General features: G+C 63.9%; 24 protein-coding genes. 13 read left to right on the top strand and 11 right to left on the bottom strand.

Annotated elements, in window-relative coordinates; translation table 11 throughout:
* Nucleotides 1–3 precede the first annotated feature (3 nt).
* Genes FAY22_RS15135 through FAY22_RS15125 form a run of 3 tightly spaced genes read right to left on the bottom strand, consistent with a single transcriptional unit; the run spans nt 4 to nt 2850 of the window.
* On the bottom strand, nt 4–939 hold the full coding sequence (locus FAY22_RS15135; RefSeq protein WP_146330981.1) for an MlaD family protein: 936 nt from the start codon (nt 937–939) through the stop codon (nt 4–6).
* The gene (locus FAY22_RS15130) at nt 929–1726 is read right to left on the bottom strand and encodes an ABC transporter ATP-binding protein (RefSeq protein ID WP_146330980.1); all 798 of its coding nucleotides are present in this window, start codon (nt 1724–1726) and stop codon (nt 929–931) included. The genes FAY22_RS15135 and FAY22_RS15130 overlap by 11 nt, the downstream gene beginning before the upstream one ends.
* Nucleotides 1726–2850, bottom strand: coding sequence for an ABC transporter permease (locus FAY22_RS15125; protein ID WP_146330979.1), 1125 nt, complete (start codon nt 2848–2850; stop codon nt 1726–1728). Before FAY22_RS15125 ends, FAY22_RS15130 begins: the two co-directional genes overlap by 1 nt.
* A gap of 102 nt (nt 2851–2952) precedes the next feature.
* Here FAY22_RS15125 and FAY22_RS15120 point away from each other — a divergent pair, with 102 nt between their 5' ends.
* Genes FAY22_RS15120 through FAY22_RS15110 form a run of 3 tightly spaced genes read left to right on the top strand, consistent with a single transcriptional unit; the run spans nt 2953 to nt 5344 of the window.
* On the top strand, nt 2953–3738 hold the full coding sequence (locus FAY22_RS15120; RefSeq protein ID WP_146330978.1) for a biotin--[acetyl-CoA-carboxylase] ligase: 786 nt from the start codon (nt 2953–2955) through the stop codon (nt 3736–3738).
* A gap of 5 nt (nt 3739–3743) precedes the next feature.
* Nucleotides 3744–4535 (top strand): type III pantothenate kinase, encoded by a 792-nt coding sequence (locus tag FAY22_RS15115; protein ID WP_146330977.1) that lies wholly within the window; start codon nt 3744–3746, stop codon nt 4533–4535.
* A complete protein-coding gene (locus FAY22_RS15110; protein WP_146330976.1) occupies nt 4529–5344 on the top strand; it encodes an SPOR domain-containing protein in 816 nt (271 codons plus the stop codon). The genes FAY22_RS15115 and FAY22_RS15110 overlap by 7 nt, the downstream gene beginning before the upstream one ends.
* Nucleotides 5345–5401: 57 nt before the next feature.
* Here FAY22_RS15110 and FAY22_RS15105 read toward each other — a convergent pair whose 3' ends face one another.
* A complete protein-coding gene (locus FAY22_RS15105; protein WP_146330975.1) occupies nt 5402–5614 on the bottom strand; it encodes a zf-HC2 domain-containing protein in 213 nt (70 codons plus the stop codon).
* Nucleotides 5615–5623: 9 nt separating this feature from the next.
* Entirely contained in the window at nt 5624–6196 is a 573-nt protein-coding gene (locus FAY22_RS15100) for a sigma-70 family RNA polymerase sigma factor (protein WP_146330974.1), read from the bottom strand.
* A 125-nt stretch (nt 6197–6321) separates the two neighbouring features.
* On the opposite strand from FAY22_RS15100, the gene argB reads away from it, so the two are divergent.
* Nucleotides 6322–7233 carry an acetylglutamate kinase gene (argB, locus tag FAY22_RS15095; RefSeq protein ID WP_040042896.1) on the top strand — a complete coding sequence of 304 codons (912 nt, stop codon included), beginning with the start codon at nt 6322–6324 and terminating at the stop codon, nt 7231–7233.
* 45 nt (nt 7234–7278) lie between these two features.
* Here the strand turns inward: argB and FAY22_RS15090 are convergent, their stop codons facing one another.
* Nucleotides 7279–8202, bottom strand: a complete 924-nt coding sequence (locus FAY22_RS15090; RefSeq protein WP_146330973.1) for a TraB/GumN family protein — start codon at nt 8200–8202, stop codon at nt 7279–7281.
* Nucleotides 8203–8230: 28 nt separating this feature from the next.
* On the opposite strand from FAY22_RS15090, the gene FAY22_RS15085 reads away from it, so the two are divergent.
* The 3 genes from FAY22_RS15085 to pabB all read left to right on the top strand — a co-directional run bounded on the left by FAY22_RS15085 (nt 8231) and on the right by pabB (nt 11539).
* Nucleotides 8231–8956 carry a pyrimidine 5'-nucleotidase gene (locus FAY22_RS15085; RefSeq protein ID WP_146330972.1) on the top strand — a complete coding sequence of 242 codons (726 nt, stop codon included), beginning with the start codon at nt 8231–8233 and terminating at the stop codon, nt 8954–8956.
* A gap of 23 nt (nt 8957–8979) precedes the next feature.
* Complete coding sequence (gene slmA, locus FAY22_RS15080) at nt 8980–9555, top strand: nucleoid occlusion factor SlmA (protein ID WP_146330971.1); 576 nt, start codon at nt 8980–8982, stop codon at nt 9553–9555.
* Between the two features lie 139 nt (nt 9556–9694).
* A complete protein-coding gene (gene pabB / locus FAY22_RS15075; protein WP_246860525.1) occupies nt 9695–11539 on the top strand; it encodes an aminodeoxychorismate synthase component I in 1845 nt (614 codons plus the stop codon).
* 1 nt (nt 11540) lies between these two features.
* On the opposite strand, the gene FAY22_RS15070 is transcribed toward pabB, so the two are convergent.
* Nucleotides 11541–12437 carry a DMT family transporter gene (locus FAY22_RS15070; RefSeq protein WP_146330969.1) on the bottom strand — a complete coding sequence of 299 codons (897 nt, stop codon included), beginning with the start codon at nt 12435–12437 and terminating at the stop codon, nt 11541–11543.
* A gap of 222 nt (nt 12438–12659) precedes the next feature.
* Here FAY22_RS15070 and FAY22_RS15065 point away from each other — a divergent pair, with 222 nt between their 5' ends.
* A complete protein-coding gene (locus FAY22_RS15065) occupies nt 12660–13040 on the top strand; it encodes a hypothetical protein (protein WP_146330968.1) in 381 nt (126 codons plus the stop codon).
* 3 nt (nt 13041–13043) lie between these two features.
* Here the strand turns inward: FAY22_RS15065 and FAY22_RS15060 are convergent, their stop codons facing one another.
* The 4 genes from FAY22_RS15060 to gpmA all read right to left on the bottom strand — a co-directional run bounded on the left by FAY22_RS15060 (nt 13044) and on the right by gpmA (nt 17568).
* Nucleotides 13044–13799 carry a molybdopterin-synthase adenylyltransferase MoeB gene (locus FAY22_RS15060; RefSeq protein ID WP_146330967.1) on the bottom strand — a complete coding sequence of 252 codons (756 nt, stop codon included), beginning with the start codon at nt 13797–13799 and terminating at the stop codon, nt 13044–13046.
* Between the two features lie 101 nt (nt 13800–13900).
* The gene (locus FAY22_RS15055; RefSeq protein ID WP_146330966.1) at nt 13901–15388 is read right to left on the bottom strand and encodes a S41 family peptidase; all 1488 of its coding nucleotides are present in this window, start codon (nt 15386–15388) and stop codon (nt 13901–13903) included.
* A 3-nt stretch (nt 15389–15391) separates the two neighbouring features.
* Nucleotides 15392–16759, bottom strand: coding sequence for a murein hydrolase activator EnvC (locus tag FAY22_RS15050; RefSeq protein WP_146330965.1), 1368 nt, complete (start codon nt 16757–16759; stop codon nt 15392–15394).
* Between the two features lie 62 nt (nt 16760–16821).
* Nucleotides 16822–17568 carry a 2,3-diphosphoglycerate-dependent phosphoglycerate mutase gene (gene gpmA / locus FAY22_RS15045; RefSeq protein WP_146330964.1) on the bottom strand — a complete coding sequence of 249 codons (747 nt, stop codon included), beginning with the start codon at nt 17566–17568 and terminating at the stop codon, nt 16822–16824.
* 92 nt (nt 17569–17660) lie between these two features.
* Here gpmA and FAY22_RS15040 point away from each other — a divergent pair, with 92 nt between their 5' ends.
* The 5 genes from FAY22_RS15040 to FAY22_RS15020 all read left to right on the top strand — a co-directional run bounded on the left by FAY22_RS15040 (nt 17661) and on the right by FAY22_RS15020 (nt 20528).
* Nucleotides 17661–18062 (top strand): rhodanese-like domain-containing protein, encoded by a 402-nt coding sequence (locus tag FAY22_RS15040; RefSeq protein WP_146330963.1) that lies wholly within the window; start codon nt 17661–17663, stop codon nt 18060–18062.
* A 10-nt stretch (nt 18063–18072) separates the two neighbouring features.
* Nucleotides 18073–18336 carry a glutaredoxin 3 gene (gene grxC, locus FAY22_RS15035; RefSeq protein WP_146330962.1) on the top strand — a complete coding sequence of 88 codons (264 nt, stop codon included), beginning with the start codon at nt 18073–18075 and terminating at the stop codon, nt 18334–18336.
* 72 nt (nt 18337–18408) lie between these two features.
* Complete coding sequence (secB, locus tag FAY22_RS15030) at nt 18409–18909, top strand: protein-export chaperone SecB (protein ID WP_146330961.1); 501 nt, start codon at nt 18409–18411, stop codon at nt 18907–18909.
* A gap of 84 nt (nt 18910–18993) precedes the next feature.
* Complete coding sequence (locus FAY22_RS15025) at nt 18994–19440, top strand: SH3 domain-containing protein (protein ID WP_146330960.1); 447 nt, start codon at nt 18994–18996, stop codon at nt 19438–19440.
* Nucleotides 19441–19499: 59 nt separating this feature from the next.
* The gene (locus tag FAY22_RS15020; protein ID WP_146330959.1) at nt 19500–20528 is read left to right on the top strand and encodes an NAD(P)H-dependent glycerol-3-phosphate dehydrogenase; all 1029 of its coding nucleotides are present in this window, start codon (nt 19500–19502) and stop codon (nt 20526–20528) included.
* Nucleotides 20529–20576 lie beyond the last annotated feature (48 nt).

Genomic DNA, 20576 nt, shown 5'->3' with positions numbered 1-20576 from the left:
CCCTTATCTGGAGGGGGCGCCAAAGCCGGGCTCGCCGGGGCCGGGCGCGGCGCGCGGCATGCCGAACAACACGCTTTGCGGACGTTCGTTCAGGTTGTCGAGCGTACGGTTGAGCGCGCGCAACGACGAGCGCATGTCGCCGGCCAGCGGCAGCGTTTCGTATTCGAGTTTGCTGGCCATGCTGCCCATCTGTTCAGCCGCGTTGCCCAGTTGTGCCAGCGCGCCGCCGGGAGCCTGCAGGTTGCGCGACATCTTGTCCAGGCTGACGGTGAGGGCGCTGGTGTTTTGTGCCAGGGTATTGACGGAGCTTAAGGTTTGCTGCGCCTGCGCCGTCAGGGCCGGCAGTTTTTCCAGGGTCGGCTGCAGTTGCCGCGGGACGGCTTCCATGGCCGAGGCGGCCTTGCCTGCCTTTTCAAAGGCGCTCAGGATGGCTTGCTGGTTGGCCGGCGCGAGCATGTCGTTGAGGCGCCGGGTTACTTCCTGCGCCTGCTGCAGGATGGCCAGCCCGCGCGTCTGCAGCTGGTCGAACAGGCTGGGCCGCATGTCGATGCGCGCGATATTTTCCTCGCTGCTTGGCAGCTTGGTCGGGTTGCTGCCATCGTCATCCAGTTGGACATAAGCGATGCCGGTGACGCCCTGGTAGCCGAGCGAGGCAAAGGTCGAATGCGTGACCGGCGTGTCCGGCCGGACCTTGATGCGCACCAGGATCTGCCCCGGCACCTGCGGGTCGAACGAAATGTCTTCCACCTTGCCGACGTCCAGTCCGCGATAGCGCACGTTGGCCTGGGGATTGAGGCCGGGAATCGACTGCTTGGTCGCGATCTGGTACGGCACCCATTGCACGCGGTCGCGATTGAGCCACAGGCCGATCAGGACCGCGGCGGCCAGCAGCGCCAGCGTGAAAAGGCCGGCAACGACGGCATGCGACTTATTTTCCATGTTCCATGTCCATTTCCTTGTTGCGTAATACTTCCAGCGCGCGCCGGCCGCGCTCCCCGAGGAAGAATTCCTTGACGAACGGATGCGGCATCCTGATCACCTCTTCCGGCGTGTCGTTGGCGATCACATGCTTTTCCGCCAGCACGGCTACCCGCGTCGACAGCTCGAACAGCGTGTCGAGGTCATGCGTGACCATCACCACCGTCAGATGCAGTTCGCGGTGCAGCGCGCGAATCAGATTGACGAAGCTGTCCGACAGGTCCGGGTCGAGGCCGGCGGTCGGCTCGTCCAGGAACAGCAGTTGCGGTTCCAGTGCAAGCGCGCGCGCCAGCGCCACGCGCTTGACCATCCCGCCGGACAGGTCGGCCGGCATTTTCAGCGCATCGCCCGGACTGATGCCCACCATGTCGAGCTTGAGCAGGACCGCGTCGCGGATCAGACCTTCCGGCAACGCGCGCAACTCGCGCATCGGCTGCGCGACGTTGTCGAACGCGGTGAGCGCGGAAAACAGCGCGCCGTGCTGGAACAGCATGCCCCACCGGTTGCGCAGCGCCTGCAACTGCGCGCCCGTGGCGCGGTGGATGTCTTCGCCGAACACCCGCACCGTGCCGTGCGCCGGCTGCTCCAGCCCCAGCATCTGCCGCAGCAGCGTAGTCTTGCCGGAACCGGAACCGCCCACCAGCGACAGGATTTCACCCTTGCGGACCTCGAGATTGAGATCCTGGTGGACCACGAACTGATCGAAGCGAGTGCACAGGTCCCGGATCTGGATGATGGGCTGCGGCATCAGCGGAACCCCACGCCCTTGAACAGGATCGCGAACACCGCATCGGCCAGGATCACTGCGGTAATGGCGGTGACGACCGATAGCGTGGTGCCCTGGCCCAGGCTTTCGGTATTGGGCTTGACGCGCAGTCCGAAGTGGCAGGCCACCAGCGCGATCAGCATGCCGAACACGATGCCCTTGCCGAGTCCGATCCAGTAGTTCAACAGGGGCACGACGGACGGCAGGCGCTGCAGGAAGTAGCTGGGCGACAGGCCGAGCTCCAGGTGCGCCGCGGTCATGCCGCCGACCAGGGCGATTGCATCGGTCCAGATCACCAAGAGCGGCATCGAGATCGCCAGCGCCAATACGCGCGGCAGGATCAGGCGATAGCCATGCGGCATGCCCATCACCAGCATCGCATCGAGCTCCTCGGTCACGCGCATGACGCCCAGCTGGGCCGTGATGGCCGAGCCGGAGCGTCCGGCGACCAGGATGGCGGCCAGCATCGGTCCCAGTTCGCGGATGATGCTCATGCCCAGGATGTTGACCAGGTAGACATCCGCGCCGAAGGTATGCAGCTGTTGCGCCGACAGGTAGGACAGCACCACGCCGATCAGGAATGCCACCAGCGCGGTGATACCGAGCGCACGGTAGCCGATATGGAACACGTTGGCGGAAATTTCTTTCCACGGTCCGCGCTGGGGGCGCATCAGGAAGCTGCCCATGTCGATGGTCAGCTGTCCGATCAGGCCGACGAAATAATAGGCATGGCCGGCGAGGTCGTGCAGCCAGCGTTGCAGGCGCCGGCCCAGTGGCCCGTCGCGCCGGCCCGGCGGGAGCCGAAGCGGCGCGCTGCGCTCGATGCGGTTAAAAATGTCGCGATGGTCGTCGGCCAGTGCGAGCTGCTGCGGGCGCGTCTTGCCCCATGCATTCCACAGCAGTTGGGCGCCGATATGGTCGAGAGAGGCGATCTGCGTTAAATCCCAAGCAATATGTGGGCTCTGCGGCAACCTGTGCAGCGTCGCCTGAATGCTCTTCATGACGCCGGATTGCGCCAGCGCATTGACTTGCCAGCTGCCGACGGCGCGAACCGCCAGGTGCGTGCCGGGTTCGATGTTCAGGGCGGGCGGTTGCTGATTTGTCATGCTGCGAGTTTAAGGGAGAATTATCCTGTCGTCATCCTTTGCCAGATCATGCCGTCCGCATCAGAAAATGACGGACCAGAGTCGTCCCGTTACAATCACGCCATGAAACTTTCCCCCGAACGCATTTCCAGTTTTTGCCATCCGGCCGCGCGACAGGTGGCGCTCAAGGTAGTGGACGAAACCGGCTCCACCAATGCCGACCTGCTTGCCGCGCTGCCGACGATGGCGACGCCCGCCTTGCTGGTCGCGCGCACCCAGACAGCGGGGCGCGGACGCGCCGGGCGCAGCTGGCTGTCGGCGCCCGGCAAGTCGCTGACCTTTTCGCTGGCATGGAAATTCGACGCGCCGTTGCAGGCGCTGGTCGGATTGCCGTTGGCCGTCGGGGTTGCGCTTGCGGAAACGCTTGACATGTTCAATGTGAACGTCCGGCTGAAGTGGCCGAATGACGTGCTCTATGAAGGAAAAAAGCTGGCCGGCATCCTCATCGAAAGCGCGGCGGCAACCCGCTCCGACCAGAGCTGGGCCGTGATCGGCATCGGGATCAACATGGCGCTCGACGAGGAACTGGTCGCGCGCATCGAGCGCCCGGTCGCCAATATCCCCTGGCTGGCGGACCTGGATCAGGACATGTTGATGGCTACCCTGTTGAACCGGCTGGCCGAAGCCATGGAGCAATTCGGGCAGGAAGGACTGGCCGCCTTCGTGACGCGCTGGAACCACTTGCACGCCTATGCCGGCAAGCCGGTCGTCATCGTCGATCACGGCAAAATATTGCATGAAGGAACTGCTGTCGGGGTCGATGCCATCGGCCGCTTCTTGCTGGACGGCGCCGCCGGCCGCATTGCAATCATGGCCGGCGACGTATCGCTGCGGCCGTCGGAAAGGTAAACGGAATGCTGCTACTGATAGATGCCGGCAATACCCGCGTGAAATGGGCAATGGTCCCGAGCGGCGCGCACGTGCCGGGCGAACTGGGCGGCTGGACCGCCAGCGGCATGGTCGAACATGCCCGGTTGCTGGAGCTGGCCGATGAATGGCGCGGGCAGAATATCGTGCGGGTGCTGATTTCGAACGTGGCCGGGCAGGCCATGCGCGATGCGCTGGAACAGGTGTTGCTGCGCGCGCTAGGCATGCAGCCGGTGCCGCTGGAATGGTTTTGTTCGGCGGCGACACTGGGCGGCGTGCGTAACGCTTACCGTAATCCAACCCAGCTCGGGTGCGATCGTTTCGCATCAGCGATCGGGGCGCATGCCTTGTTCCCGGATCAGCCCCTCATTGTCGCCACCTGCGGTACGGCGACCACGATCGATGCCATCTCGGCGGACGGCGTATTCATCGGCGGCATGATCCTACCCGGGCTGGGCCTGATGGCCAGTTCGCTCGCCAGCAATACCGCGCAATTGCCCCAGGTGGCGCAAGGCCTCGATATTGCGGACCCGTTCGCGGACAATACCGATGCGGCGATCGCCAGCGGCTGCATCGCCGCGCAAGCCGGCGCCATCGAGCGGGCGCTCGCGGCGCATGCGCAGCGCAGCGGCGGCCGGGTGCAATGCATTCTTTCCGGCGGCGCCGCCGCCCTGATCGCGCCGCACCTGCCGGCGCCGCACCGCAGGGTCGACAATCTCGTGCTGATCGGCTTGCATCAAGTCGCCATCAGCACCGCACGACACAACACATCATGCTGAAATTCTTTTTCTGGCTGCTGGTGCTGGCCAATGCCGCGTTGTTTTCCTACCAGCGCGGCTATCTCGACTGGTGGCTGCCGAGCGGGCGCGAGCCGGCACGCTTAGCCAATCAGCTCAATGCCGACAAGATCAAGCTTGCCTCTGCCCCGAGTGCCGCGCCCGGCACGGCGGCGGCCGGTGCCGCATCCTCAGCCGCATCCTCTGTGGCACCGGTTGCACCTGCAGAGCCGGCCACTCCCGCCCAGGCCGCACCCGCGCCCGTGACTGCGCCCGCCGCTGTCCCTGCGGCCGTTGCGAATGCAGCGCCGGCAGCGCCAGCGCCGCCCCCGCCGGAGAAGAAAAAGCCGGCCATGATCGCGTGTACCGAATTCGGCAACTTCAACGCCGAGGATGCCAAGCGTGTTTCCGCACAACTGACGGCGCTAGCCATCGGCAGCCGCATCGAGCAGCGTCCGGTGCGGGAAGTGACCAGCCATATCGTCTATATTCCGCCGCAGGCCGACCGCGAAGCGGCAGAGAAGAAGGCGGAGGAGCTGCGCGGCCTGGGTGTCAGCGACATTTTCATCATCCAGGACAATTCCAGCTTGCGCTGGGGGATTTCGCTCGGCGTGTTCAAGACGGAAGAAGCGGCGCGCACGCATCTTGCCAATTTGAACCAGAAGGGCGTGCGCTCGGCCCGCATCGGCGAACGCAGCGTCAACCTGGTGGCGCTCCAGGTGCGCGACATGGAGGCGGACAAGAAAGCGGCCCTGGAACGATTCAAGGCGCGCTATCCCAAGCAGGATATCCGGCGCTGCGAGCCGGCCTGATTCATCACTGCCGCGGCCTTTCGCCGCCATCGCCGGCCTGGATGCGTTAATAAATCGCTATTGCTTGCCGTCTTGTCCGTCGTCGTCGGGCGAAGGCATGAGCTGGCGCATGGCGCGGCGCAGCAGTTGCATCTGGCCGCTGAAATTGCGGCAGGCATGGCATACCAGCAGGTGGACGCGGATGCGTGCGAGTTCGGCCATGGATAATTCGCGGTCCAGCCCTTCCGAGGTAAGCCGGTGTATTTCCTTGCAAGTAATCTTGAGCGCCATCGGGTTTTCCTAGCGGGTCCGGTTGCCGAACCAATTCAGGTCAAGGCATTCGCGCAGCTGAATCCGGGCGCGGTACAGCATGACCCAGGCATTAGACGAGGAAATGCCCAATTCCTTACAGATTTCATCGGTATCCAGTTCCAGCCATTCCCGCATCATGAAAATGCGCGCATTCCGGGGCGGCAGCCTTTCCAGGCAAAGTTCCAGGACACGGAAAAAATCCTTCTGCTCCAGCGCCGCGCCCGGGTCTCCCCATTGACGCGGCATATCCACCGTGTGGCCGTCCGGCTTGAACAGTGCGTCGATGGCGTCGGCGTCGGACTGTCCATCCTCGGCTTCGATGCGCACTTCGCGCCTGGCGCCGCGCAGCGCGTCGATGATCTTGTGCTTGAGGATGCCGGTGACATAGGTGCGCAGCGACGACTCGCCGGCGAAGCGCTCCGGTTTTTCCAGCACCGCGATCAGGGTGTCCTGCACCACATCCTCCGCCAAGCTGTCGTTGCGCAGCTGCAGGGCAGCAAAACGCAGCAGCGCCGGGCGCAGGGATTCGAGTGCGCGAGGAAGGTCAGGAGAGGTTGTCATTTGCGCAAAAGACTAGCCCAAGCCTCGTCGAAATACAAGAAATGCTACGGCAGACAACCGCGCTTCGGAAGCGCTTTCCCTGTAAAATCGCGTCCAGTGAAAAAATGTTGACGATAGGCCCTACCATGACCGACTTAACCGATCCCGCCGCCGATCTGAGTGCGGTTGCCCCGCAGATCAAGGCTCAAATCCTGGCCGAGGCGCTGCCTTATATCCGCAAGTTCCACGGCAAGACCATCGTCGTCAAATACGGCGGCAATGCCATGACCGAAGAGCGACTGAAGCACAGCTTCGCGCGCGACGTCATCCTGTTGAAGCTGGTCGGCATGAACCCGGTCGTGGTGCACGGCGGCGGCCCGCAGATCGACAATGCCTTGAAGCGTCTCGGCAAGCAGGGCACCTTCGTGCAGGGCATGCGCATCACCGACGAGGAAACCATGGAAGTGGTGGAGTGGGTGCTGGGCGGCGAAGTGCAGCAGGATATCGTGATGCTGATTAATCACTACGGCGGCCAGGCGGTCGGCCTGACCGGCAAGGACGGCGGCCTGATCCGCGCGCGCAAGATGAAGATGCCGGACAAGGAAAATCCGGGCCAGTTCCTCGACATCGGCTTCGTCGGCGAGATCGAGGCGATCAACCCGGCCGTGGTCAAGGCGCTGCAGGACGATGCCTTCATCCCGATCATTTCCCCGATCGGTTTCGGCGAGGATGGGCAGGCGTACAACATCAACGCCGACCTGGTGGCCGGCAAGATCGCGGAAATCCTGCGCGCCGAAAAGCTGATCATGATGACCAACATCGCCGGCGTGCAGGACAAGCAGGGCAACCTGCTGACCGACCTGTCGGCGCGCGAGATCGACGAGATGTTCGCCGACGGCACCATTTCCGGCGGCATGCTGCCGAAGATTTCGTCGGCGCTGGACGCCGCCAAGTCCGGCGTGAACACGGTGCACATCATCGACGGTCGCATCGAGCATTCGCTGCTGCTGGAAGTGCTGACCGAGCAAGCGTTCGGCACCATGATCCGCTCGCACTGAGCAATCCTTCCCGCGTGCCCGATTTCCGATCCGGCGCGCGGGGCGTCAATACAGCTTTTCCACCTCGTAGCCGCGCCGGCGCAGCAGCGCCGGCACGCCGTTTTCCCCCAGCACGTGCAGCAGGCCGATGGCGACGAATGACGTTTCGCCGGACTGCAGCAGCGCGCCGATCTTGTCGGCCATTTCCGGGTTGCGCTTGTCGAGCAGGACGCGCTGCGTGAAGTCGGCCGACAGGGTTTTCTCCGCCAGCGACTCGCGCAACAGCCGTTCCTGCGCATCGCCGTCGGCGCTGGCCCAGGCCTCGATCAGCGCGCGCGCCTTGCCCCGCGATGCGCTTTCTTCCAGCTCCGCCAGATTCTCGCGCAGGTATTGTTCCTGTTGCGCGTCGCTCATGTCGTCGTACAGCGACATCTGGTATTCGGCCGACTCCAGTTCCCGCACCTCCTTGGCCTGCGCCTGGGCAAGCAGGAAGAACTCGATGCCATAGCGTCGCTGGTAACCCTGGCGCTCAAGGTCCAGTCCCACCAGCATGTTCGTCACCAGCCACGGCTTGAGCATCGTCACCTGCGCGAACGGCATGCCGAAGCGTTCCAGCGCGCGCCGCAAGTGCGCAAGGCCCGCAGGCGACAGGTGGCGCTCCAGCGTATCGCCGTCGGCATACAGGCCGTGCTTTCGCAGCGCCGCCTGGAACGGCTCGTCCCGGCGCACGTCCAGTTCCAGCACCAGGCGGCTGGCATGCGACAGCGCCTGCGTCACCTGGTCGTCGAGCGGGAAGAAGGCGGGCAACCCGACATGAATGGTGCCAAACACATAAGCGGTGTGGCCTTGTTGCCGCACCCGGTACAATGCGCCGCGGCGCGCGGCGGCCGTGGCTTGTGCGGCGGCAGGGGCTGGATTATTCTCGCCATAGGCGAACGGAAGAAAAAATGCGGCGAATGCGCTTAGCAAAAAAATAATTCTGATGTTCATGCGCTCCCTTTCAAAACAACTCTAGCAGATGCCCAAGCCGATTTGGTTGTTCGACCTCGATAACACGCTGCACAACGCATCGCATGCGATTTTCCCGGCCATTAACGCGAACATGAATGCCTTCATCGCGAAGGTGCTCGGCGACGGCGACACGCCGGCCGACCCGGACACCGTCAACGCGGCGCGGCTGGCGTACTGGAAGCGCTACGGCGCGACCTTGCTGGGCATGGTCAGGCATCACCAGGTCCGGATGGACGATTTCTTGCGCGAGGCGCATCGCTTCGATGATCTGCCTTCCATGATCCGCGCCGAGCGCGGCCTCGGCCAGCTGCTCAGGCGCCTCCCGGGGCGCAAGATCCTGCTGACCAATGCCCCGCGCCGCTATTCGCATGATGTGATGCGCCATCTCGGATTGCACCGGCATTTCGCCAAGCACATCGCGATCGAAGCGATGCACGTGCATCGGCAGCTGCGCCCGAAGCCGTCCCGGCACCTGCTGCGCAAGCTGGTGGCTAAAGAACGCATCGCTCCTAGCCGTTGTGTATTGGTGGAGGACAGTGTCGACACGCTCAAGGCCGCCAAGGCTATCGGCATGCGCACCGTCTGGATCACGCAGTACCTGGCGACCAGCCCCAACCTGCGGCAGCTGGCGGGCAACCGGCCGCTGCCGAGGTTTACCAAGAGGCCCATTTACGTCGATGTCAAAGTACAATCGGTCATGGAATTGCCGACCACGCTGCATCGACTGCGTTAAACAGCTCACTTCAACAGAACATCATGGCAACCACAAAACCGGGCGAACGCAAGCTCCAGATTCTTCAGGCCCTGGCAGCAATGCTGGAGCATCCCAAGGGAGAAAAAATCACCACCGCGGCGCTGGCCGCCAGGCTGGAGGTATCGGAGGCGGCGCTGTACCGCCACTTCGCAAGCAAGGCGCAGATGTTCGAAGGCCTGATCGAATTCATCGAATCCACCGTGTTCGGCCTGATCAACCAGATCAGCGAACAGCAGGAAAACGGCCTGGCGCAAGTGCACGCGATCGCCGGCATGCTGCTCAATTTCGCCGAGCGCAATCCCGGCATGACGCGCGTGCTGATCGGAGACGCACTGGTCAACGAGGACGAACGCCTGCAGCTGCGCATGAACCAGTTCGTCGAGCGAGTCGAGCTGTCGCTCAAGCAGGCGCTGCGCATCGCGGTCACGCAGGGCGAGGCGCAGGAAGGCGAGGTCGCGGCGCGCGCCAACATGATCGCGAGCCTGGTGCTGGGGCGCTGGCATCGCTTCGCCAAGAGCGGCTTCAAGCAAAGTCCGTCGGAGAACGCGCAGGCGCAGATCGCGCTGCTGCTGGCGTAAGAACAGGCAGCGGTCAGGTGCGGCTTGCGCGGCACTCCGTCGGGAATAGCCCCGCCTGACCGCTGCCCGGCTTGGCATTACAATACGCGTTTCGGCGCCGTGTCCAGCGCGCCGCCGCATTATCGCTGTCTGTACCGCCTTGAATTCTCCTTTCAATCCCGCCACCGATTGCATTGCGCTGCTCGACGACTGCCGGGCCGGCGATGCCGATCCGCGCTCGCGCCTGTACACCGGTTATGCCGGCGCGCTGTCCTGCGGCGATGCCGCCGGGCTGCCGGCCATGCTCGATGCGATGCAAGATGCGTTGCGGCAGGGCTTGCACGCGGTGGGCGTGTTTTCCTATGAGCTGGGCGCGGCCCTGCACGCGCTTGCGCCGCGCGAAGATGCCGGGCCGCTGGCGCAGGTTATGCTGTTCGATCGCTGCGAGCGGCTGTCCTCGGCGCAGGTCGAACAATGGCTGGCGCGGCGATGCGACGATGGCCGGCCGGCCGGCATTGCCGGCATCTCGGCCAGCGTGACGCAGGAGCAGTTCGCCGAGGCGATTGCGCGCATCCACGCCTACATCGAAGCCGGCGACACTTATCAGATCAACTATACGTACCGCCTGCGCTTCGAGGCATTCGGCGCGCCGCACGCGCTGTACCGCCGGCTGCGGCAGCGGCAGCCGGTGCCGTACGGCGCATTCATCGTGCTGCCGGATGGGCGCGCCGTTCTGTCCCTGTCGCCCGAGCTGTTCATGCAGCACGCGCAAGGCACGCTGCTGACACGCCCGATGAAGGGCACCGCGGCCGCCACGGGCGATGCCGGGCAGGACAGGGAACGTGCCGCGGCGCTCGCGGCTGATCCGAAAAACCGTGCCGAGAACCTGATGATCGTCGACCTTCTGCGCAACGACCTGGGGCGCGTGGCCCGGTTCGGATCGGTACGGGTGCCGCAGCTGTTCCAGGTCGACCGCTTCAGCGGCGTGCTGCAAATGACGTCCACCGTCGAGGCACGCCTGCGCGACGACGTGGCGCTGCGCGACATATTCCATGCCCTCTATCCGTGCGGCTCTATCACCGGAGCGCCCAAGCGGCGCACCATGCAGATCATCCGCGAACTGGAGCCCGATGCGCGTGGCATCTATACCGGAGCCATCGGCTGGTTCGACGCGCCCGGTGCGGACAACCCACACAGCGTCGGCGACTTCTGCCTGTCGGTGCCGATCCGCACGCTCTGCCTGCAGGCCGCCGCGAATGGCGTGCGCCAGGGTGAAATGGGCGTGGGCGCGGGCATCGTGCACGACAGCCTTGCGGCGGACGAGTTCGCCGAGTGCGCGCTGAAGGCGGCGTTCCTGACCGGCCTGCCGAATGAATTCGAGTTGCTGGAGACGATCTACGCCACGCGTAAAGGCGGCTGCCGCCATCTGGATTTGCACCTGCAGCGCCTGTCCGCGTCGGCGCGCTATTTCGGATTTCAATATGATCAATCGCGCGTGCGCGCCGCCTTGCGCGGGACTTGCGATGCGCTGCCGCCGGAGGTGCCGCACCGGTTGCGGCTGGCATTGCGGCGCGACGGCGGCTGCGACTTGCAGAGCGCGCCGCTTGCGCCGTTGCACGAACCGGTAGGCGTGCTGCTCGCGCCCGAGGCGGTCGCCGCCGACGATGTCTTCCTGCGGCACAAGACCACCGTACGCCAACGCTACGATGCCGCCTGGCGCGAGGCGGAAGCGCGGGGCGCGTTCGACATGCTGTTTCGGAACACGGATGGCGAACTGACCGAAGGCGGACGCAGCAATGTGTTCGTCAAGCTGGACGGCCGCTGGTGCACGCCGCCGCTTTCGTCTGGCCTGCTGCCCGGCGTGATGCGCGCGGTCCTGCTGGCCGATCCGGCATGGAATGCGCAGGAGCGGCGCCTCACGCCGGAGGACTTGTGGCGGGCCGAAGAAATCGTGGTGTGCAATGCGCTGCGCGGCGTGCTGCGGGCGAGCCTGATGGCCGGATAGTCTATTCGCCGGCAAGCGCTTTGTCCGGCACGTTGCGCGCGGCCGGCAGCACAAGCCCCATCGCGAGCAGCACCACGGCGCCTCCAGCCAGCGTCCCGGCGCGCACCGCCTCGTGCAGGAAAATCGCTCCCCATAACATGCTGAACAAGGGAATCAGGAACGACACGCACATGGCCCGTGTCGGACCCACCTTCACGATCAACGGAATGAATAATGCCTGCGCCAGCCCGGACGACAGCAGGGACAGGCCGGCAATGCATCCCAGCGCAAGCGGCGACGGCACGGTCTTAGGCAGCACGAAGGGAGCCGCCGGCAGCATCATCAGCCCGCCCAGCACGAGCGATCCGGTGGCCATGGCAATCGGATGGATGCCGCCCGGCATGCCAGTCTTTTTGACGATGATGCTCGAGATCGCGTAACTCGCTGCCGCCAAGAGGCAGGCGGTGATCGAGATCAGCGTCGTTGGTGTCGCCGCCAGCGTGCCGGCGCCGACCAGGATCGCCACTCCCGCCACTCCCAGCAACAGGCCAACGATCTTGAGCGCCGTCAGGCGCTCGGACAGCCACAGCACCGAGAACACCGCGCCGAACAGCGGCGCCGTCGCGTTCAGCACCGCAGAATGGGCCGCCGGCAGATGCAACGCCGCGAATGAAAAGCAGGTGAACGGCAAGACGCCGGCAAACAGTCCGACCACGGCAAACGGCTTGAGATTGGCCCGCCAGTGCAACGTCACGCCAGTGGCGGTCGCATACGTCATCAATGCGATGCCGGCCAGCGAGGTGCGCAGCATCGCGGTCAGCAGGGGGCCGACTTCCGGGACGGCGAGCCGCAGGAAGATGAACGAGCCGCCCCAAATGGCGGAAAGAAAGACCAGCTTCGCGAGATCGGCGGGGGGCATGAGAAAAAGAAGATTGCTAGACGGCAATAATCCTGCCGGCCGATTGTAGCATCAGGCTATGAACGGCGCTGCAGGCACCGTGGCCGCTGCGTGGCAGCGGCTATCCGTTGGACAAGCGCGCTTGAGCAGGGATAAGGCTCTGGCGGACAACTGTAATGCGGTTGATACAAACCAAAGGGGGTAAGCCGGGTTCGCAAATAATCATACGAGGGGAGACTTCAAATGATAATGCAATGCTTAACGCGCGCCATGGAGGCATCGGCCATCGCGTTCGCCATTTTCGCGATTACCGGTTGCAGCGGGCGTAGCGCCGCGGCCAATGCGGAAGCAGCGGCTCGCAGTGGAGCTTCGCCATCCGTCACCGCGTCGGACACGCAGGCGCAGCAAGAGGACGACGAGGCGCCGGTGGTCGAGGCGCAAGCGCACCGCGTGATGCAGCACACCCTGGTCGAGCAATACCATTTCAACGCGTACAGGAAATTCAACGCCATGCTTGATGCGGCGCCGCATCGGCATGGTGAGACTATGCGCTCGGAGCCGGATACTTCGGGCGGGGCGGATTTCTCTGCCTGCTCGAGCGCCAGTTTGATCAGGCAGGACTAGCTCTTAACACCCTCGAGTTCCGCACACCGGGCAGCCCGCGTTGCGCGCCACGCGGATGCTGGTCCATTCCATGTGGCGCGCATCGAGCAGCAGCAGACGACCGGCCAGCGATTCGCCGATGTCCGCGATCACCTTCAGCGCTTCGGCCGCCTGCATCGTCCCGATGATGCCGACCAGCGGTGCGAAAACGCCCATGGTCGAGCACAGCACTTCCTCGAACTCCTGGTCCGGCGGAAAAAGGCAGGCGTAGCAGGGCGTGTCCGCGTGGCGTGCATCGAAAACCGATATCTGGCCGTCGAAGCGGATCGCCGCGCCCGATACCAGCGGTACTTCGTGCTCGACGCAGGCGCGGTTGACGGCATGACGCGTCGTGAAGTTGTCGCTGCAGTCGAGCACCACGCTCGCCTGAGCGACGAGTGCGCTCAGGCGCTCGCCTTCGACGCGCTCGCTCAGCGCGACGATCTCGATGTCGGGATTGATTTTCTCCAGCGTTTGCTTCCCGGATTGCGCTTTCGGCTGGCCGACGCGCTCGGTGGTATGCAGGATCTGGCGCTGAAGGTTGGTGAGGTCCACGCTATCGTTGTCGACCAGCGTGATCTTGCCCACGCCGGCAGACGCCAGATAGTAGGCGGCGGGAGAGCCGAGCCCGCCGGCGCCGATCACCAGCGCACGGGCGGCCAGCAGCTTTTCCTGGCCTTCGATTCCGATGTCGTCGAGCAGGATGTGGCGGGAGTAGCGCAGTAGCTGGTTGTCGTTCATGAGGAATTTCGTATTGCGCGCAATGGAAGGCCTAATGTAGCACTTTCCGGCGCCAAAAAAGGAAAAGGCCGCAATGCGGCCTTTTCTATCGCGGATACCGGTTATTTCTTCTCGCCGTGTCCGTTGCCGTTCCCGTTGACGTTCTTCTTGTCGTTGATGGTGTCTTCCTTCTTGCTCTCGATCTTGGCGGACTTCGAGAGCTGGACCGGCAAGCCCTTCAACTGGTTGAGCGCTTGCGCCAGCTGGAAGTCGTCCTTGCCGCCGAATTCGAGCGGCTTGCGCTTCTTCTCGAGTGCGGCCAAGCGCTGTTCTTCTTCCAGTTCGTCGACCAGCTTGGCGTGCGCGGCGTCGTCCTTGGCCTTGTCCTTGTCGTTCATCAGGTGGTGCGTCAGGTCCGCTTCGCGCAGCCGCAGCCCGTTCAGGCCGTCACCGTCGGCATTTTCGTCAACCAGCAGGTCCGGTACGATGCCCTTGGCCTGGATCGAGCGGCCGTTCGGCGTGTAGTAGCGCGCGGTGGTCAGCTTGACGGCGGTATCGGCGGTCAGCTGGCGGATGGTCTGCACCGAGCCCTTGCCGAAAGTCTGCGTACCCATGATGGTGGCGCGCTTGTAATCCTGCAGCGCGCCGGCCACGATTTCCGAGGCCGAGGCCGAACCGGTGTTGACCAGCACCACCATCGGCACCTTCTTGACCGCTTCCGGCAGCTTTGTCAGCGGATCGGACAGTGCGGCGCGCGAGGAGGTGTAGAACTCGCGGCGCGCGTAGAACGTCGCCTTGGAATCCGGCAGCTGGCCGTTGGTCGACACCACCGGAACGTCCTTCGGCAGGAAGGCCGCCGACACGCCGATCGCGCCGGGCAGCACGCCGCCCGGATCGTTGCGCAGGTCGAGCACCAAGCCCTTGAGGTTCGGCTCCTGCGCGTAGATCGCGGTGAGCTTCTTGACCAGGTCTTCCACCGTCGGCTCCTGGAATTGCGCAATGCGCACCCAGGCGTAGCCCGGTTCGACCACCTTCGACTTCACGCTCTGCACCCGGATTTCCTGGCGCACGATGGTGACGATGATCGGCTTGTCTTCTTCCTTGCGGGCGATGGTGAGCGTGATCTTGGTATTGGGTTCGCCGCGCATGCGCTTGACCGCTTCGTCGAGCGTCATGCCCTTGATCGGGGTGTTGTCCAGGCGCGTGATCAGGTCGCCGGCCTTCAGGCCGGCCTTGAACGCAGGCGAATCCTCGATCGGGGAGATGACCTTCACGTAGCCGTCTTCCATCCCGACCTCGATGCCAAGGCCGACGAACTTGCCTTGCGTGCCTTCGCGCAGCTCCTTGAACGCCTTCTTGTCGAGGTAGGCGGAGTGCGGGTCGAGCGAGGCGACCATGCCCGAGATGGCCTCGGTGAGCAGTTTCTTGTCTTCGACAGACTCGACGTAGTCGGACTTGATCAGGCCGAACACGTCGGCCAGCTGCCGCAGCTCTTCCAGCGGCAGGGGCGTCGTTGTCTTTTGCGCGCTCGCTTCGAATTGCATCGAGCCGGCGATGCCGGCGATGACGCCCAGTCCGATAAGACCGAAGTTCTTCAGTTTACTGCTCATGTGTCACCTGGAAATCCATTCAAGAGGATCAAACGCGCGGCCCTGATGCCGCATTTCAAAGTATAAACCCGATTGTTCGTTGCCGCCGCTGTTGCCGGCGCTGGCGATGATCTCGCCTGTCTTGACCAGGTCGCCGGCATGCTTCAGGACCGCCTGGTTATTGCCATAAATAGTCAGGTATTCGCTTCCATGGTCAATGATGATCAGATTGCCAAAGCCGCGCAGCCAGTCGGCGAAGACCACCCGCCCACCGGCGACGGCCTTGACGTCCGCGCCTTCGGCCGTGCGGATGAACAATCCTTTCCAGCTCGGTCCGTCGCCGCGCTTGCTGCCGTATTTCGCCAGCAGGTCGCCCTTGACCGGGAGCCGCAACTGGCCGCGCAGCGACCCGAAGGAGCGCCCGAATACCCGGTCTTGGACGCCGGCTTCCGGCGTGAGTTCATTTCGCCCCAACAATTTCGGCGGCGGTTCGTCATCGTCTATTGCATCAGGATTGCGCACCTTCGCCTTGACCGAGCTCATTTTGGACGCTGCGGCAGCGCTGTTTCTTGCGGCGGTGCGTGCCAGCTGCTCCTGGCGCCGCTTCTCCAGCTGCGCGGCCTCGGCCTTGCGTTGTTCCTCGATTAACTTGGACAGGCGGTCAACCAGCCCTCCCAGGCGCTGCTCGTCGCGTTCGATATGGCCGGCCTGCTTGCGCTGCGCGGCCAGCTTGTTCGACAGCTGGGCCAAAAGCGCCGCGCGGCGCGACTTTTCCTGCTCGAGCTGGGCTTTCTGCTCGCGCTGCTCCTGCGCGACTTCGTCCAGCTCGTCTTTCGCCTCCTGGGTCGCGCTCTTGTTGTTTTCGATCGCCGCCATGTTGGCGCGCAGCGCTGCGATCAGTTTGGCCTGCGCCTGCGACACGTAGCCCATGTATTGCAGGTCGCGGTTGATCCGGTTCGGATTGTCGCCAGACAGCAGCAGCTTGATGCGATCCTCGTTGCCGGCTACGTAGTGCTCGCGCAGCAGCGTGGCGAGCTGCTTCTGCTGGGCTGCGATCGATTGCGCCAGCCGCTCCTGCTCGTGCGATAACTGGGATATCTTGGCTTCGATCGCGCTCTGCTCTTCGCCCAGGTCGCGCAGGGCGCGATTGGCTTGCGAGATGGATGCTTCCGAGTGCGCCAGTGCGTCGGCGGCATCGCTCTTGGCCGTTTCGGTACGGGTGATCTCGCGCTTGAGCGTATCGAGTTTTTGCTGCAGTTCGGCTCGCTCGGCTTCAGCGGCATGCTTTTGCCGGGCGCGGTCGGTGGTTTTTCCGGCATGGGCGGGCAGCAAGCCGCCCGCCATGGCGGCCGTGATGCCGAGCGTGGCAAGGAATTTCTTCGTAATACGCATGCGATGCCTGGACAATCGAAATTCCCTGGTGCCCGGTGTGGTGATGGTTGAAAAATGGAGGCTTACTTCGACTTGCCCTGGCTGGCGACAGCCTTCATCGCCGCTGCGATCGCTTCCTGGTCGCCCAGGTAGTAGCTCTTGATCGGCTTCAGGTCCGCGTCCAATTCATATACCAGCGGCTGGCCGTTCGGGATGTTCAGGCCGACGATATCGGCATCGCTGATGCCGTCCAGGCTCTTGATCAGCGCGCGCAGGCTGTTGCCGTGGGCCGAAATGAGGATTTGCTTGCCAGCGCGGATGGCCGGTGCGATTTCTTCATCCCAGGCCGGCATCACGCGCGCCACTGTGTCTTTCAGGCATTCGGTGAGCGGGATCTGTTCCTTCTTCAGCTGGGCATAACGCGGATCGTTGTAGGACGTGCGCGGATCGTTCGGCTCCAGCGGCATGGGCGGCGTGTCGTAGCTGCGGCGCCAGACCAGTACCTGCTCGTCGCCGTACTTGGCGGCGGTCTCGGCCTTGTTCAAGCCCTGCAACGCGCCGTAGTGACGCTCGTTGAGGCGCCAGTCGTGCTCGACCGGGATCCACATCAGGTCCATTTCATCCAGCGTCAGCCACAGCGTGCGGATGGCGCGCTTCAATACCGACGTATAGGCCAGGTCGAAGGTGAAGCCGGCGTCCTTGAGGATCTTGCCGGCCTGACGTGCTTCGGCGATGCCTTTTTCAGTCAGGTCGACATCGGTCCAGCCGGTGAAGCGGTTGTCCAGGTTCCACGTGGATTCGCCGTGGCGCATGAATACGATTTTATACATGGTTGATGATGGAAAGTCAGTGAAAGGGGATTCGGGAGCCGAATTGGCTTCTATTTTATAATGTCGCGATTGTTTAACACTATTGAGGCACCGTGAAATTTCTCATCGATAACATTTGGCTCATCGCGCTGGCGCTGGTATCGGGCGGCGCGCTCGCATGGCCGAATCTGCAACGACGCGGCGACCGGGTATCCCTGCTGCAGGCAACGCAACTGCTCAACCAGGGCAAGGCCATTGTGGTCGATGTCCGCGAACCGGCCGAATTCGCAGTCGGCCATTTGCGCGATGCGCGCAATATCCCGCTCAAGGAGCTGGGCGGCCGGATCGGCGAGCTTGATAAGTTCAAGGCCAGGACCGCCATTGTGGTGTGCCAGCGCGGCGTGACCTCCTCCAAGGCCGTGTCGCAACTGAAGAAAGCCGGATTCGCCGAAGCCGTCAGCCTGGATGGCGGTATCGCAGCCTGGCAGGCGCAAAGCTTGCCGTTAGTTAAGTAAGGAAAGTGACATGACTGCACGCGTCCTCATGTACAGCACCGCTGTTTGCCCGTATTGCACCATGGCAGAGCGCCTCTTGAAGTCCAAGGGCGTCGAGCATATCGAAAAAATCCGGGTCGACCTTGAGCCGGAGCAGCGCGCCGAAATGATGCAGAAAACCGGCCGCCGCACGGTGCCGCAGATTTATATCGGCGAGACCCACGTCGGCGGATTCGATGATCTCTCTGCGCTGGATCGGGCTGGCAAACTGGACCCGCTGCTGCAAGGCGCGTAGACTTGGCACTTCAACAACCGGGGGACGGCGTGCGCCGTCCCTTTTCCATCTTATTTTCTTCGAAGGCATGTCATGGCTGACCAAAACCAACAACCCGTGTTCCAGATCCAGCGGATTTATCTGAAAGACTTGTCGCTTGAGCAGCCGAATTCGCCGGCCGTGTTCCTGGAGCAGGAAGCGCCGAACATCGAAGTGCAGGTCGATGTCGGCGTCGAAGCGCTGGCCCCGACCGTTTTCGAATCGACCGTGACCATCACCGTCACCGCCAAGGCCAAGGACAAGGTCGCCTTCCTGGTCGAAGGCAAGCAGGCCGGCATTTTCGAAGCCGCCAACATCCCGGCCGAACAGCTCGACCCGCTGCTCGGCATCGGCTGCCCGAACATCGTCTATCCGTACCTGCGCGCCAATATCGCCGACATTATCACGCGCGCCGGCTTCCCGCCCGTGCACCTGTCGGAAATCAATTTCGAAGCGTTCTACCAGCAGCGCCTGCAGGCTCTGGCAGAGCAGCAGCAACAACAGAGCGGCGGCTCCGGCATCGTCATGTCGGACGGTACGCCTGCAAAGCATTAATCGCCAAGCGGCATTCCGGCCAATAAAAAGACATGCGCCGGGCGGCTGCCCGCGCGCGCCGGAACATGCCGAGGGAGTGCATTCATGAAATTTCCACGTCTGGTGGCTTTTGCCATGTTGATGTCTGCCGTCGCCAGTGCCACGGCCGCCATCGAGTTCAAGTCGGTCGGCGCGGCGCCGGCGGTGATGTACGACGCGCCGTCGGCCAAGGGGCGCAAGCTGTATGTCGCGCCGCGCGGCATGCCGGTCGAAGTGGTGCTGACCTACGGCGACTGGAACAAGGTGCGCGATGCTGCGGGCGATATGGCCTGGGTCGAGGCCAAGCGGCTGATGCCGCGACGCCACCTGGTTGTCAGGGTTGCCAGCGCCAGGATCCGCGCGGCGGCCGACGATGCAGCGCCGCTGGTCTTCACCGCCGACAAGGGGGTACTGCTGGAACTGGTCGATGCGGGCGCTTCGGGGTGGGTCAAGGTGCGCCACCGCGACGGGCAGGCAGGCTTCGTGCGGGCCGCCGACGTCTGGGGCGAATAAGGCGCCAGGCCTGTTCGCCGGAATGGAAATCAACAGAGGTCGACAGAGGTTAGCGACTTATGCAAGCGTCAACAGCAGCACAGCCGGTAAAAATCTCGATATTGGGCGCGGGCGCCTGGGGTACGGCGCTCGCCATCGCGCTGGCGGGCCGGCATCAGGTCCTCCTGTGGGGGCGCGACGAGCAGGCGATGCGCGCGGCGGCAGCCTCACGCGAGAACGGGACCTACCTGCCCGGGTTCGCCTTGCCCGAAGGCCTGCGGGTCACCTCCGACTTTGACGAGGCAGTCGCGCATGTGGCCGCCGATCCGCAGGCGCTCCTGATCGTGGCATCGTCGGTCGCCGGCTTGCGCCCGCTGGCGCAGCAATTGCGGACGCATCCGATCCCGAATCTGGTTTGGCTGTGCAAGGGTTTCGAGGAAAACACGCGCCTGCTGCCGCATCAGATCGCGCGCGAAACGCTGGGCGCGGACGTGGCGCTCGGTGCCTTGTCGGGGCCGTCCTTCGCGCAGGAAGTGGCACGCGGCTTGCCGTGCGCCTTGACGATCGCGTCGGACTCGCCGGCGCTGCGCGAGCTGGTGGTAGGCGCCGTGCACGGGCGCGCCATCCGCGTTTATTCGACTGACGACCTGGTCGGCGTCGAAGTTGGCGGCGCGGTCAAGAATATCCTCGCCATCGCCACCGGCGTCGTCGATGGCATGGGGCTCGGCCACAATGCACGCGCGGCGCTCATTACGCGAGGGCTTGCCGAAATTACCCGGCTCGGCATCGCGCTCGGCGGCCGCGCGGAAACCTTTATGGGCCTGGCCGGCATCGGCGACCTGATCCTGACATGCACCGGCGACTTGTCGCGCAACCGCCAGGTCGGCCTTGGCTTGGCACAGGGCAAGAAGCTCGACACGATCGTGACGGAACTCGGCCATGTCGCCGAGGGCGTGCGCTGCGCGCAGGCGGTACGCGCGCTGGCGGCGCAACACCAGGTTGAGATGCCGATTGCAAATGCCGTCGCGGCGGTGCTGTTCGATGGCGGTTCGCCGCGCGACATGGTGGAGAGCCTGTTGTCGCGCGACCCGCGCGACGAGCGGGCCTGATTCCGCACGTGTTGCTTTCCATGTGGCGCAGTTCGCGCCGAGGCGGTG

The organism is Noviherbaspirillum sp. UKPF54, from assembly GCF_007874125.1.
Taxonomy (GTDB): domain Bacteria; phylum Pseudomonadota; class Gammaproteobacteria; order Burkholderiales; family Burkholderiaceae_D; genus Noviherbaspirillum.
This window is presented reverse-complemented; position numbering and strand designations above follow the sequence as displayed.